We start from the raw sequence: 13,983 nt of genomic DNA on the forward strand, positions 1-13,983 counted from the left end.
GCCCCGAGGGAGTGAGGGTGTGAAAGTGACTGCAGTGGGCGGCGAAACCTGGCGGGACCGGGGATTGCACGCACGGGTGGTGAACGCGCTCGGTCAGGAGATCGTCGACGGCACGTATGCGCCCGGCGACATCCTCAATCTCGACCGGCTGAGCGAACGCTTTGCCGTGTCGCGCTCCGTGCTGCGGGAGGCCCTGCGGGTGTTGCAGTCGGTGGGCATGGTGGAGCCGCGCCAGCGGGTGGGCACCCAGGTGCTGGCCAGGCGGTCGTGGGACCTGTTCAGCCCCCAGATCATCCAGTGGCGCGGCCAGGGCGACTACTTCGCCCAGATGCGCGAGATGCTCGAGCTGCGCCTGGGCATCGAACCCGTGGCCGCGCGGCTGAGCGCCCGCCTGATGACCGCCGAGGAACGGGAGGCCGTGGCCAAGGCCGCAGCCGCCATGGTGCAGGCCGACCGAGCCCAGGACGGCCGGCGCTACCTTGAGGCCGATGTCGAGTTCCACACCCTGATCCTGCAAGGCGCCGGCAACGCCGTGATGGGCCACTTCGCGAGCACCGTGGCCGCCCTGTTGCGCACCCGGGAGCAGGAGAAGCGCTTCACGATCACCGACTACACCCCGGCATCCGCGCATCGGCACAACGACCTGGCCGAGGCCATCGTGGCGGGCGACGAGGATGCCGCGTACGCCTCGGCGTATGCCACCATCGAGGCCACCCTCACCGAGTTCGTGCAGGAGTCGGCCGACGCGACCAGCAGCGCAGGCTAACCTGCGAAGCGGCGCTGGCGCCGCTCAGAGCCGGGCGAGCCGGTCGATGTCCTCGAGAAACTCGGCGGCCACCTGCGCCGAGACCGTGGTGCGGGTGCCGCGGATGCCGGCCAGATAGTCCGAGGTACCCGGCCCACCGGGCGCGGACTCGTCGGCGCCCGCGGAGAGGGCGTCTTCCAGCGCCTGCTGGGAGGCCCGTCGGGCGGCGTACTCGATGTCGGCGGGGGAGAACCCGTCGCTGGCCGCGACCAGCGCGGCGAGGTCGACGGTGCCGGTCACGGCGGCGGGAAGGTAGCGCTCCCAAATTGCGTGCCGGGCCTCGGCATCCGGCAGCCCGATCGGCACGACGTAGTCGAACCGGCCGTGCCGCAGGAACGCCGAGTCGAGGGTGCGGATGAAGTTGGTGGCGCAGACCAGCAGTCGCCCGGGCCGCTCGCGGAAGGCCGGGATGAGCTTGAGTAGCTCGTTGGTCACGCCCTGCAGCGGTGAGGGCGGTTCGCCGCCGCGCTGGGCGGCGATCTCCTCGACCTCGTCGATGAAAACCACCGCGTGATCGAGGTCATCGATCTTGCCGAAGGTTCCCCGCAGCGCGCCCGCCAGACCCTGCGGGTCCGTCGCCAGCCGGGACGGGAACACCTCCACGAACGGCCAGTCCAGCCGGGAGGCGATGGCCTTGGCGAAGGTGGTCTTGCCGGTGCCGGGCGGGCCGAAGAGCACCACGGCCTTTGGTGGTACGACGCCGTACCTGTCGGCCATCTCCGGCCGGGCCAGGGGCATCACCAGCCGCCGCTCGAGCATCTCCTTCTCCCGCACCATACCGCCGACGCCCGCCCACAGGTCGCGCGGCAGGATGCGCCCGCCGAGGTCGGCCAGAGCCCGAATCTCCTGGCCCTGCACGGGGATGCGGCGCTCGAAGTAGCTGAGGTGGTTCTTGATCTCGAAGCCGCGGTTGAGGAACGCGTCCACCCGGGTGGCGGTCTCCGGCATGAGCGCGGAGAGTTTCGTCAGCGCGTGCGGCGCCATCCGCTTTTCGAGGGCGGCCAACAGGGCGGAGCCTATGCCGTGGCTTTGCCACGGTTTGGTCGTGGCGAGGAACACGACCCAGCCCTGAGCGTGGGCGGCCCGGCCGACCGCGGCCCCGACCACCTCGTCGCCGTGCACGGCCACGACCGCGTCGTCCTTCTGGCAGGAGGCGAGCACCTCCGACAGCCCATAGACCGGGTCGGTGCTCGACGCGGTCACCTCCTCCCAGAGGCGCAGGATGCCGTCGAGGTCGTCGGTGTGAAAGTCACGGATGCGCCACTGAGTCATCGGTCTCCCTCGGGGGTCTGCGGCCACTATGCCACCCGAGACCCTTTTCCTCCCGCGAACCGTGAGTAAAGCACCGAAAATTCGTGATCTTCGGGGCTTTTCTCACGGTTCGCGGATGGGCGGGGCGGGCTACCGCAGGCCGTCGACCGAGACCAGGCCGTCGTGGCGGCGGCCGTCGAAGATGATCGTGGGAATCTTCACGGTGGCGATCTTCTCCTCCACGAGGGTCTTGTTCGCGGCGATGATGTCGGAGACGGTGTCGGAGTCGGCCTCGGTGACGATCTCGTCGATCTGGTCGGCGGACAGGCCGAACTCGCCCAGCCAGCCGACCAGGGTCGCGGTGGCCTCGTCGGCATCCATCGAGTTGATGGTCTCCTGCCACGGCAGGCCGGACTCCGCCTTCTCGGTGAAGATGCGCTCGAGGACCTGCCAATCGACGGGGGTCTCGGCGCCGTCCAGCGGGTGCAGCCGCAGGGCCTCGAGGTAGCGGGTGACCAGCAACGAGTTGGGGAACTTGTAGCCGTCGGTGCCCGCGATCGGGTAGGCGATGTAGGTGAGGTTGTAGGAGGATTCGAAGCCCGCCTCCTCGATGTTCGCAAAGAGCGCCTTGCAGAAGGTGCAGCCGGGGTCGATGACCTCGACGGCGATCGGGTTCGCGGCGTCCTCGGTGAGGTAGCTCGGGTTGGCGGGCAGGTAGTCCTCGGCGGTCCAGGTCTGGAACCGGGCCGGGATGGCCGCGAAGGTCTCGCCGAGGCTGCCGAATTCATTGCCGAACGCGCCGAGCACGTCGAACTCGCCCAGCGATTCCATGAAGCCCGGCGTCTCATCCGGGATGGAGCAGGCCTCGGCGCCGAGGGTGCAGGATGCCGAGTCCTGCTTGTTGCAGGTGCCGTAGACGTAGAGGTTGACGGCGCTCTTGACCACCGTGTAGCCCGACCAGATGGTGGTGACGAGTACCAGCACGGCGAGGATCTCCAGGCCGATGCTGGCCGGCTTCACCAGCCCGGGCCGACGCATGGCGATGGGGGCGAGCAGGTGGTCCTTGATGTCCTGCTTGAAGGTCGTGTCGCAGGGCCGGAAGGTGACCCGGCGCCAGGTGCAGTTCCAGGCAGTGCCGACGTAGCGCCGGTACCTCGCCGAGAAGGCGGCCATGACGACCAGGATGATGAACGCCGCGATACAGAACACTTAGGAGAGGCCTTTCATCAGCCGAGCGAGGGCCTGGGTGGCCGTGTCGATGTCCGACTCGGTCGAGTGCAGGCCGAGGGAGAAGCGCAGCAGCGGGGGCAGCCCGAGCTGTTGTTTGAGGTAGTGATGCGCGCAGAAGTAGCCGCTGCGCACCATGATCGTGGAGTGCGACAGGAAGACCGCGAGCCGGTGCGAGTCCTGTGTGGGCGCGTACAGGCTGATCACCGGGCTGGCCGCGGTGTTCAGCAACGTGAGACCGGGGATCTCGGCGAGGCTGTCGTGGAGACGTCGGGAGAGCGCGCCGATGTGCTCGGCGGGAGCCAGGCCGCCGGGGCGGACGACGCCCAGCCAGTCGATGGCGCGGCCCAGCGCGATGATCTCGCCCCACGCCTGCAGGCCGGGTTCGAGCAGCGCACCCGGGTCGCCCTGCACGAGGTCGAAGTCGCTCTCGCGCACATCCTGCACCATGCCGCCGCCCACAAAGCCGAGCTCGAGCGAGCCGAGCAGCTCGTGCCGGGCCACCACCACGCCCAGGCTGGCACCGTACATCTTGTGGGCGGAGAAGCACACCGCATCCGCCTCGGTCTTCTGCAGCAGTGCGCGAGCGTGCCCCATGGCCTGCGCCGCGTCGACGATCACGATGCCGCCACGGGCGTGGGCGTCGCGCACCAGGTCGGTGAGGTTGGTCAGCAGGCGGCCGTCGATGTTGGACGCCGCGTTGACCACGACCACCGCCTTCTCCAACTGCGCGGGGTCGTAGAGCAGGGCGCCGTCGGCGGCCCGATCCAGCACCAGGCGCTCGACACCCAGCCGACGGGCGGCCGTGATGGTGGGCAGGAACACCGAGTTGTGTTCGATGTGGCTGGTGACGACCCGGGCGAAGCGGCCGAGCGGCAGTTGTTGCAGCAACAGGTTGAGGCCGTAGGTGGTGTTGAGGGTGAACGACACGGCGTGGCTCTTGGCCGAGAGCCCGAGCAGGCCGAGCACCGCCAGGCGGGTGTCGGCCACGGCGTGGTCGACCTTCTGGCCCCAGGCGTACTTGACCCGGCCGCCGCAGGCGTTGTAGCTCGTGTAGTAGTCGGTGAGGGCGTCGATCACGCTCTGCGGGCGGAGGCTCTGGCAGGCGGCGTCGAGGTAGATCTCGCCGGGCTGCAGATAGCCGAAATCACCCTGCCGACCCGTGTCGAGCGGTGCGGCGGCGGGCCTCTTGAACAGCGTGCTGCGCTTCATTGATTCCAACTCCCGGCTCAGCTTAGAATCGCCGCCGAGCCGGGAACGGGGACCAAGGTCCCGTTTGACCGGGTGTGGCGCCTTTACACAGCTAGCTCCAAGCGTTGCGCGAGATAGGGCGCCGTGTGGCTGTGCGGATGCGCCGCGACGGTAGCCGGGGTGCCCTCGGCCACGATGCGCCCGCCCGCGCTGCCGCCGGACGGCCCCAGGTCGATGACCCAGTCCGCCGCCGCGACCACGCCCATGTCGTGCTCAACCACCACCACGGTGTTGCCCGCGTCGACCAGCCGGTTCAGCTGGGTCATCAGCAGTTCAACGTCGGCCGGGTGCAACCCGGTGGTGGGCTCGTCGAGCAGGTACAGCGTGTGCCCGCGGCGGGCGCGCTGCAGCTCGGTGGCCAGCTTGATGCGCTGTGCCTCACCGCCGGAGAGTTCGGTCGCAGGCTGGCCGAGCCGCAGATAGCCCAGGCCCACCTCGCGCAGGGTCTCCAGGCTGCGAGCCGCGCTGGGCACGTCGGCGAGGAACGCGGCCGCCGCGTCGACCGTGAGGCCGAGCACGTCGGCGATGGACTTGCCGTTGTAGAGCACCGCGAGGGTCTCGGCGTTGTACCGGGACCCGCCGCAGGTCGGGCAGGGCGCGTAGCTGCCCGGCAGGAAGAGCAGCTCCACCGCCACGAAGCCCTCGCCCTGGCAGGTGTCGCAGCGGCCGCCGGGCACGTTGAAGGAGAACCGGCCGGCGCCGAAGCCGGCCGCCCTGGCCGCGGCAGTGGCCGCGTAGGTGGAGCGCACGGCGTCGAAAAGTCCGGTGTAGGTGGCCAGGTTGGACCGCGGGGTGCGGCCGATGGGCTTCTGGTCCACGCGCACCAGGCGGTCGATGGCGCCGGCGCCGGTGACCGTGTCGAGCACTGTGGTGCTCTCCTCCTCGCCGGTCGCCTCATCGGGGTCGGCCGCGGCGTCGCGGCCGGCCGGCGCGGTGTCGACCGGGCCCTGGCGCAGCTCCCGGCCCACGGCATCCGCCAGCACCTTGCTCACCAGCGTGGACTTGCCCGACCCGGAGACGCCGGTGACGGCGGTGAGCACGCCGAGCGGCACGTCGACGTCGAGGTCGACCAGGTTGTGCCGGTTGACGCCGGCCAGGCCCAGCCACGCGGCCGGCTCGCGGGGCGCGGGCGCGGCCGAGTCCGGCGCGGTCGGGAACAGGTACCCGCGGGTGATCGAGCCGGCCACATCGGCCAGGCCGGGCACCGGGCCGCTGTAGAGCACCTCCCCGCCGCCGTCGCCGGCCCGGGGGCCCACATCCACGATCCAGTCGGCGCGTCGCACGACGTCCATATTGTGTTCGACCACGAACACCGAGTTGCCGGATGCCTTGAGCTTTTCGAGCACCACCAGCAACGGTTCGGCGTCGGCGGGGTGCAGACCGGCCGAGGGCTCGTCGAGCACGTAGATCACGCCGAAGAGGCCGCTGCGCAGCTGGGTGGCGATGCGCAGCCGCTGCATCTCGCCGGGGGAGAGGGTGGGGGTGGCGCGGCTCAGGCTGAGGTAGCCCAGGCCGAGGTCGATGAGCACCTCGAGGCGGCGCACCAGGTCGCCGGCCACGGTGACCGCGACCTCGGTGACCTCGCCGGACTGGGCTGAGCGGTGTGAGCCGGTGGCGCCGGTGAGTTCGGCGGTGGGCCGCAGCACTTCGGCGAGCTCGCTGAGGGTGAGGGCGTTGAGTTCGTTGATCGGCCGGCCGGCGAAGCGCACCGCCAGGGCTTCGGCGCGCAGGCCGCTGCCGCCACAGAGCCGGCACGGGCCGGTCTCCACGAAGGGGAGCACGCGCTGGCGCATCTGGGCACTCTTCGAATCGGCCAGCGTGTGCATCACGTAGCTCTTCGCGCTCCAGAACCGGCCCTTGTACGGCTTGGCCACCCTGTCCCGCTGCGGAGTGACCTCCACGACGGGCTGCTCCTCGGTATAGAGGAGCCAGTCTCGTGCCTCACGGTTGAGCCGGCGCCAGGGCAGGTCGATGTCGTGCCCGAGCACCGCCGTGATGTCGCGCAGGTTCTTGCCCTGCCAGGCGCCCGGCCAGGCGGCGATGGCTCCGTCGCGGATGCTCAGGCTCGCGTCAGGCACCAGCAGCGACTCGGTCACGGTGTGAGAGATTCCCAGACCGTGGCATTCGGGGCAGGCACCGGTGGCGGTGTTCGGGGAGAACGCGTCGGAGTCCAGGCGCAGGGCTGACCCGGAGGGGTAGGTGCCGGCTCGGGAGTAGAGCATCCGCATCGAATTGGACAGCGTGGTGACGGTGCCGACGCTGGACCTGGAGCTGGGCGAACCGCGGCGCTGCTGGAGGGCCACGGCCGGCGGCAGGCCGGTGATCAGGTCGACGTGCGGGGTGTGGCCCTGCTGGATGAGGCGCCGTGCGTACGGCGCGACGGATTCGAAGAAGCGGCGCTGGGCCTCGGCGAAGATCGTGCCGAACGCCAGGGAGGACTTGCCGGAGCCGGAGACGCCGGTGAACGCGACGATGGCGTCGCGGGGAATGTCGACGTCCACGTCGCGGAGGTTGTTCTCCCTGGCGCCGCGCACGCGCACGAAACCGTCGGCGGCGGGGTGGGCGGAGTCGGCGGGACCGGCCGGGGAAGTCCGTGCCGGCGAAGCCTGTGCCGGAGAAATGGAGGGAGTGTGAGGCATTCGATTCACTCTAGTTCGACCCCCTGACACTGGGCCCGGCGCGGCACGCGTATCGTGGAGAGGTCGAACCGCGAAAGGCTTTTCCCAGATGCGCCGCACCATGTTCAAATCCAAGATCCACCGCGCCACCGTGACGCACGCCGCACTGCACTACGTGGGGTCGCTGACCGTCGACCTCGACCTGCTCGACGCGGCCGACCTGCTGCCCGGCGAACTGGTGAGCATCGTCAACGTGAACAACGGCGCCCGCTTCGAGACCTACCTGATCGCCGGGGAGCGCGGCAGCGGCGTGATCGGCGTCAACGGCGCCGCCGCGCGGATGGCGCACCAGGGTGACCTGGTCATCATCATCTCCTACGCCCAGATGAGCACTAAGAAGGCCAGGGCGTACGTGCCCACGGTGGTGCACGTGGACGAGAACAACGCCATCATCACCGTGGGCACCGATCCGGCAGCCGCTGACGGCGATGACGACCTGGAGCGCCCGCCCTTCGCCGTCTGAGCTTCGCTGCCCGGCGGCACCGAGGAGAAGCAGCGCGCCCGGATCAGGGGGGGCGGAGAAGGTGTGAAAAAAGTTCTCCACAGCCGTCAACTTCATCACACAAACGTTCTATACTGAGCTATTCTCACTGCATGGTCACCATCGCAGCCGCCTTCGAACCCGGTACCCCGCCGGATGTTTCGGTGCCGGCTACCACGGTGCCGGCTACCACGGTGCCGGCTACCACGGTGCCGGTTACCACGGTGCAGGATGCCGAGGTGCCGACGGCTTCGGTGCCGACGGCCGCGCTGTCGGCCGATTCGCTGCCCAGGCCATTGATCGCCGCGGTTGAAGCGGTGGAGCACCTGGGGGCGTGCAGCGCCGACTACGACGCGCTCTCCGACGCGGAATTGATCGCCGGCCAGAAGGACCTGGCCAGGTTGCGTGGCTTGGTGGAGACCCGATCGGTGTGGCTGGCGAAGACCCTCGCGCACCGTTCCCGGCCCGAGTTGGGCCAGCGGGGCCTCGCCGCCCGGCAGGGTTTTTTGTCGCCGGCCGAGCTGATCCAGACCCTCACCGGTTCCACCCGCGCCGATGCCCGGAAGCTTGTGGATGTGGGAACGATGCTCGGCGATGCCGAGGCCGCTCAGGCCGCGGTCGAGGGCGAAGCGGCCCGCCGGCTCCTTGACGAGCAGGCAGGGCTCGGCGGTGCCGGCCGGGACGGAGTTGGTGGAGTTGACGGGGCCGACGCAGTTGGCGGCGTTGACAGGGCTGGCGGGACTGGCGGGGTTGATGGAGTCGGCGGTCTCGATCGCCTCGCCTGTGCCGATCCGGCTCTGTTGCCCTGGTACAGCCCGATCTCCGCCGCCGTCGCCACCGGAACCCTCTCCGTCGCCGCGGCACATGCGATCCGTGCAGGCCTCGGGAAGATCGACGAGGTGATCACCGCCGAGGCTCTGTGGGCTGCCGTGCAGAAGCTCCTCGCCGAGGCCAAGGAGACGACTGTCGACGAGCTGCTCAAACGCTCTCGCCGCATGCGCGACACCCTGGACGAAGCCGGCATCGCGACCCGCGAGAAGAAAGCCTGGGACGACCGCTACCTGCGGATCTGGACCAGCGACTCCGGACAGGTGCACCTCAACGGACAGTTCCCACCCGAGCAGGGCGCGTTCCTGCTCTCCGTGTACGACAGCGCCACGGGACCGCGGCGTGGCGGAGTGCGCTTCGTCGACCCGAACCGGGCCGCGTGGGCCAAAGCAGTCCAGGACGACCCGCGCAGCACCGACCAACTCACCGCCGACACGTTCGTCGAGCTGCTCAAGGCTGGCAGCACGGTCAACCCGAACCGCATGCTGGGCGGCCGCACCCCCGCCGTCCGGGTCCTCGTCACCGCGACCAAACCGGTCGACCCTGGACCGGTCGGCCACACACAGGCCACGCCATCGCCGGCTGCGCGTGGCGACACGGCCACCCAGCCGCAGCCGCAGCCGCCGGCTCCGGGCGCACTATCCACCCCGCCCGCAGCATCGCCGCCACCATCTCACGACCCGACCGAGGTGCTCGTGGCGATTCCCGACGGCACCGGGCATGGCTTCATCGAAGGCCACCCCCAACCAGTGTGCCGGGAAACCATCAACCGGATGATCTGCACCAGCGGCACCATCGAGGTCACCTTCGATGACGACGGCCAACCCCTCAACCTCGGCCGCGAAGAACGCATCTTCACCGCCGCGCAACGCATCTCACTGGCCGCCCGCGACGGCGGCTGCCGATGGGGCGACTGCGACAGACCCCCCTCCAGAACCGAAGCCCACCACCTCGAAGAATGGGCCCGCGACCACGGCGCCACCGACATTCGCGTCGGAATCCTGCTTTGCCCGCCCCATCACCGATTGCTACACGCCCAGGGCTGGCAGATATTCGAAAACCGCGGGGTCTACTGGCTGAGGCCACCGGCAACCGTTGACCCGGGACAGACACTGACCCGGATGCGCAATACGAGCGCCGCCGCCCTGGGCGAGCATGCGAACCGAGGCGATGTCAGTGGCTGTCGTCCACCAGCTTCAGGCCGATGACACAGCCGATGAGACCCAGAATGAGCAGAATCTTGATCAGGGACGCCGGCTCCCCGCCGAAGATCATTGCGTAGAGCACGGTCAGGGCCGCGCCGATGCCCACCCAGACTGCGTAGGCGGTGCCGATCGGGATGCCGCGCATCGCGAACGCGAGGCCGCTCATGCTCAGCACCAATGCCACCCCGAAGATCACGGTGGGCCAGAGCTTGCTGAAGCCCTCGGACTTGCCCAGGGCTGTCGCCCAGACGGCTTCGAGAACCCCGGACACGATCAAAATGATCCACGACATGACAGCACTCCCGCGGCCAGTCTTGTCGCGTTCCGGGTACTGATCCCTCGTCCGGGACCGCAGTGAGCGGTCTCCCCGAAGGCTATCCCGGCGGCCTGTGCAATAACTGGGCAGGCCGCCGGGCGTGGCTACGCAGCCGCGATGATGTCGACGACGAAGACCAGACTGTCGGTGGCGCTGATGCCGGCCGTCTCGTTGCCGCCTTCGTAGCCGAGCTCACCCGGCGGGATGACGATCACGACCTGGGAACCCACGGTCTGCCCGACCATGCCCTGGGTGAAACCGGTGATCAACCCGGAGACCGGGAAGGTCGTGGGTCCGACGCCCCAGCTCTGGTCGAACACTTTGCCGGTGGCCCAGATCGCGCCGGTGTACTGCACGGTCACCGTCGAGGTGTCCGCTACGACCGCGCCGTCGCCCTTTTTGAGTACCTCGACCGCGAGGTCCGCGGGCGGGTCGCCCTTGGGCATGGTCACGGTGGGCTCGCCGTCATCGGCGAGCTTCACGGCGGGGAAACCGTCGGTGGGCTCCTGGTCTTCGCCGGTGGCGCGGGTGGGCAGCTTTTCCTTGATGTCGATCACGAAGAGCAGCTGATCGGTGGCGGCCACGCCGAGGTCGGTGTTGCCGGTCTCACCGAAGCCATCCGCGGGCGGGAACACGACGGCCACCCTGTCGCCCACGTTGGAGCAGGCAACGCCCTTGAGAATGCCCGGGATGACACCCTGGCCGTCGACCACGTTGATGGTGAGGCCGGCGTCGTCGCCGAAGCCGCCGGCGGTGAGCTTGGCCCCGGTGGTCGCGTTGTACGCGGTGTAGGAGATGGCAACGGAGTCGCCGTCCTTCACCGCGTCCCCGGTGCCCTCGTTGACGACCGTCCGTTCGGTCTCCTTCGCGGCCAGGGGTGCTTCGAAGGTCACGGTCGGTTCGACACCGGCATCACCGGCGACGGTCACAGCGTCCGAGGTGGAACCCGGATCGGTGCAGGCGATCGCCGCTTTCGTGGCCGACGGGGTCGCCGCCGGATCGGGCGATGCCGCACACCCGGTGAGGGCGACGGCCGCAACCGCGGTCAGGGTGAGGAAAGTAGGAAGTGTGCGCACGCAGAAGTCTCCAGTCAGATTCGGGCCTCGAATAGTCTGACCCCTGCACCTATGTATGCGCTGAATCACGGCGGCTCCCAGCCACCTCCCAGACAGAACCCAGGCACGTCTTCGAATTGGGACTTTCGTCCCCTGACGACGCCGGATGGCGAGATCTAAACTGGACACACGGCCCCAGAAATCCATCAGGCCGAGCTGGTCGATGGCGACCGAACCCACCGACAGTGGCGCCACGCATCCCACGGTAATGTTCTCGTTCGATTGACGCCCTGCCTCACCCGTCGAACGTCGCTCGACGTGGTGAACGCACGTCAAGAGAAGAGTCATTCGTGTCCGACCCGAAGTCCACCTCAGCACATGCCGTCAGCATGGACCGCTGGGCAAGCCTCAAACGTGAGTACTTCTGGCGCACGCACCGCAACGCCCCCGCCCCGGCGCCGGCGTCCACGGTCGCCGACCCCAACGCCGAATAGCCGCCGGCTCACCGATAGCCGGAGTGCGAGCGTAAGCACGTCCGGCTCGTGGCCTCGTAGACGTGCCTCACTTCGGTGAGGCCAGATCTGCCGCTGCCGCTGATTGCGGCGTGACCGGCGACCCGACCGAACGGGACCTTCGTCCGGGTCCGCCGTCGTGATAGCGCGATATGATGAATTCATGGAACCGATGAAGCAGGACCCGATCGATAACTTCACGGATGCGAACCGTCCGCTGTACGAGGTGAAGGCCAATCTGTTCAAGGGCTTGGCGCATCCGGTGCGGGTGCGGGTGCTCGAGGTTCTCGCCAACGCCGAGGCGGACCTGTCGGTCTCCGACCTGCTCACCGACACCGGCCTGGAGGCCTCGCACCTCTCCCAGCACCTGTCGGTGCTGCGCAGGCACAACCTGGTGGTGGCCGAGCGCCGCGGCAGCCTGGTCTTCTACAGCCTGGCCTACCCGCAGGTGGCGGACCTCCTCGCGGTGGCCAGGCAGCTGCTCGTCGAGATCCTCGAGACCACCCAGCAGCATCTGATCAGCACGGTAGGCCTGCCCAGGCTTGCGTCGACGGATGCGCGCTCCAGCGCGCTGACCAGCGACGCGGTGTCCCGGTGAGTGTGATCGGCACTGCTGCCGCCTCATCCGGCCGCTACCTGCGCGCCCTGCTGCCTAGCTGGCAGGACTATCGGGACGTGAAGCGCACCTGGCGCGGGGACATCGTCGCCGGGCTCACCGTGGGCATCATCGCGCTGCCGCTGGCCCTGGCCTTCGGGGTCAGCTCCGGCGCCGGCGCCGAGAGCGGACTCATCACCGCCATCGTGGCCGGGGTCATCGCCGCCGTGTTCGGTGGCTCCAACATCCAGGTGTCCGGGCCCACCGGCGCCATGGTCGTGGTCCTCGGCCCGGTCGTGGCCGCCCACGGTGTCGGCGTCGTCGCCGTGCTCAGCCTGATGGCCGGCCTCATCGTGATCGCCGCCGGCGCGCTCAAACTCGGTCGCGCGGTCAGCTTCATCCCGTGGCCGGTGATCGAAGGCTTCACACTCGGCATCGCCGTGATCATCTTCCTGCAGCAGGTGCCTGCCGCGATCGGCTCCAAGGCCGGGCCGAGCAGCAACGCCTTCATGGCCGCCGTGCAGTCCTTCGAGACCGTGGACTGGTCCACGGTGATCATCCCGGTGGCCATGGTGCTCGTGGTCGCCGCGATCATGCTGCTGGCCCCGCTGGTGCACAAGAAGCTGCCCGGGTCGATCGTGGCCATCATCGTGGTGACCGTGATCGCCAACCTGGCCAACCTGCCGCTGGCCCGCATCGGCGAGCTGCCGAGCTCGCTGCCATCGCCGATGCTGCCCCAGCTCGATCCCGGTCAGCTCGGCTCGCTGGTCGGCCCCGCGCTCACCATCGCGGCGCTCGCCGCGATCGAATCCCTGCTCTCGGCCCGAGTGGCCGTCACCCTCTCCGACACCGGCCCGTACGACGCCGACCGCGAACTGGTGGGCCAGGGCCTGGCCTCGATCGCCTCCGGCTTCTTCGGCGGGATGCCCGCCACCGGCGCGATCGCCCGCACGGCCGTCAACATCCGTTCGGGCGGCCGCACCCGGCTGGCGGCCATCGTGCACTCGATCGTGCTGATCGGTGTGGTCTATCTGGCCACCGGGGTGGTCTCGCAGATCCCGCTCGCCGCCCTGTCCGGGGTGCTCATGATGACCGCAGCGCGCATGATCTCGATCGCCACGGTGCGCAGCATCATCGGCTCCACGGGCTCGGACGCCACCGTGTTCATCATCACCGCCCTGGTCACCGTCTCGGTCGACCTCATCGTGGCCGTCGGCATCGGCATCGCCGTGGCGGCGTTCTTCGCCCTGCGGTCGGTCTCGGCCTCCAGCGGAGTGCACCGTGAGGAGCTACCCGGCGAACCCGCGCCGGGCGACGAACGCATCGCCCTGTTCCGGCTCGACGGCGCCCTGTTCTTCGGCGCCGCAGAGCGGATGCTCGAACGCGTCAACCAGACCAGCCACATCACCGTCGTGATCATCCGGATGTCGCAGCTGCAGATCCTCGACGCCACCGGCGCCCGGGTGATCACCGAGATGATCCAGGCCCTGGAGCGGCGCGGTATCACGGTGCTGGTCAAGGGCATCCAGCCGCGGCACCTCAAGCTCGTCACCCGGGTGGGCGTGATCACGTCACTGCGGCACCGCAACCATCTCTTCACCGACCTGGACGCCGCGATCGAGCACGCGCGTAGCCACGTCACCCGGGCCGCGACGGCCGGCGGCGGCGCGGATGCCGGAGACTTCGGCTGGACCAGCGCGATCCGGTTGCCCCGCGACTAGCGGCTGCCCCGAGGCGCGGCTGCCCCGAGGCGCGGGTGCCGCACAAAAGGAATAAGTG

General features: G+C 69.2%; 12 protein-coding genes and 1 riboswitch. Of the genes, 6 read left to right on the forward strand and 6 right to left on the reverse strand.

Going from position 1 to position 13,983, the window contains the following annotated elements; translation table 11 throughout:
* The first annotated feature begins 19 nt into the window (after positions 1 to 19).
* Complete coding sequence (locus BJQ95_RS00310; RefSeq protein ID WP_165384929.1) at positions 20 to 766, forward strand: FadR/GntR family transcriptional regulator; 747 nt, start codon at positions 20 to 22, stop codon at positions 764 to 766.
* 24 nt (positions 767 to 790) lie between these two features.
* Here BJQ95_RS00310 and BJQ95_RS00315 read toward each other — a convergent pair whose 3' ends face one another.
* The 4 genes from BJQ95_RS00315 to BJQ95_RS00330 form a co-directional block, all read right to left on the reverse strand.
* Positions 791 to 2,077: an ATP-binding protein gene (locus tag BJQ95_RS00315; protein WP_130177819.1), complete on the reverse strand. Its 1,287-nt coding sequence runs from the start codon at positions 2,075 to 2,077 to the stop codon at positions 791 to 793.
* Between the two features lie 129 nt (positions 2,078 to 2,206).
* The gene (locus BJQ95_RS00320) at positions 2,207 to 3,265 is read right to left on the reverse strand and encodes a hypothetical protein (RefSeq protein WP_130177820.1); all 1,059 of its coding nucleotides are present in this window, start codon (positions 3,263 to 3,265) and stop codon (positions 2,207 to 2,209) included.
* Positions 3,266 to 4,495 carry an aminotransferase class V-fold PLP-dependent enzyme gene (locus tag BJQ95_RS00325; protein WP_240694751.1) on the reverse strand — a complete coding sequence of 410 codons (1,230 nt, stop codon included), beginning with the start codon at positions 4,493 to 4,495 and terminating at the stop codon, positions 3,266 to 3,268.
* A gap of 83 nt (positions 4,496 to 4,578) precedes the next feature.
* Positions 4,579 to 7,173, reverse strand: a complete 2,595-nt coding sequence (locus BJQ95_RS00330; protein ID WP_165384930.1) for an excinuclease ABC subunit UvrA — start codon at positions 7,171 to 7,173, stop codon at positions 4,579 to 4,581.
* Positions 7,174 to 7,261: 88 nt separating this feature from the next.
* Between BJQ95_RS00330 and panD the strand changes: the two genes are divergently transcribed.
* Both panD and BJQ95_RS00340 read left to right on the forward strand, forming a co-directional pair.
* Positions 7,262 to 7,675: an aspartate 1-decarboxylase gene (gene panD, locus BJQ95_RS00335; RefSeq protein ID WP_205750122.1), complete on the forward strand. Its 414-nt coding sequence runs from the start codon at positions 7,262 to 7,264 to the stop codon at positions 7,673 to 7,675.
* Positions 7,676 to 7,806: 131 nt separating this feature from the next.
* A complete protein-coding gene (locus tag BJQ95_RS00340; protein WP_130177823.1) occupies positions 7,807 to 9,729 on the forward strand; it encodes an HNH endonuclease signature motif containing protein in 1,923 nt (640 codons plus the stop codon).
* Here BJQ95_RS00340 and BJQ95_RS00345 read toward each other — a convergent pair.
* Both BJQ95_RS00345 and BJQ95_RS00350 read right to left on the reverse strand, forming a co-directional pair.
* Positions 9,695 to 10,018, reverse strand: coding sequence for a multidrug efflux SMR transporter (locus tag BJQ95_RS00345; protein ID WP_130177824.1), 324 nt, complete (start codon positions 10,016 to 10,018; stop codon positions 9,695 to 9,697). The genes BJQ95_RS00340 and BJQ95_RS00345 overlap by 35 nt on opposite strands.
* 11 nt (positions 10,019 to 10,029) lie before the next feature.
* Positions 10,030 to 10,094, reverse strand: a riboswitch (guanidine-III (ykkC-III) riboswitch).
* 52 nt (positions 10,095 to 10,146) lie between these two features.
* Positions 10,147 to 11,118 carry an FKBP-type peptidyl-prolyl cis-trans isomerase gene (locus BJQ95_RS00350; protein WP_165384931.1) on the reverse strand — a complete coding sequence of 324 codons (972 nt, stop codon included), beginning with the start codon at positions 11,116 to 11,118 and terminating at the stop codon, positions 10,147 to 10,149.
* Positions 11,119 to 11,447: 329 nt separating this feature from the next.
* Between BJQ95_RS00350 and BJQ95_RS00355 the strand changes: the two genes are divergently transcribed.
* The 3 genes from BJQ95_RS00355 to BJQ95_RS00365 all read left to right on the forward strand — a co-directional run bounded on the left by BJQ95_RS00355 (position 11,448) and on the right by BJQ95_RS00365 (position 13,925).
* Positions 11,448 to 11,591 (forward strand): hypothetical protein, encoded by a 144-nt coding sequence (locus tag BJQ95_RS00355; protein WP_165384932.1) that lies wholly within the window; start codon positions 11,448 to 11,450, stop codon positions 11,589 to 11,591.
* A gap of 190 nt (positions 11,592 to 11,781) precedes the next feature.
* Positions 11,782 to 12,207 (forward strand): metalloregulator ArsR/SmtB family transcription factor, encoded by a 426-nt coding sequence (locus BJQ95_RS00360; protein ID WP_130177832.1) that lies wholly within the window; start codon positions 11,782 to 11,784, stop codon positions 12,205 to 12,207.
* Complete coding sequence (locus tag BJQ95_RS00365) at positions 12,204 to 13,925, forward strand: SulP family inorganic anion transporter (RefSeq protein WP_240694752.1); 1,722 nt, start codon at positions 12,204 to 12,206, stop codon at positions 13,923 to 13,925. Before BJQ95_RS00360 ends, BJQ95_RS00365 begins: the two co-directional genes overlap by 4 nt.
* The last annotated feature ends 58 nt before the right edge of the window (positions 13,926 to 13,983 follow it).

The organism is Cryobacterium sp. SO1 (assembly GCF_004210215.2).
Classification (GTDB): domain Bacteria; phylum Actinomycetota; class Actinomycetes; order Actinomycetales; family Microbacteriaceae; genus Cryobacterium.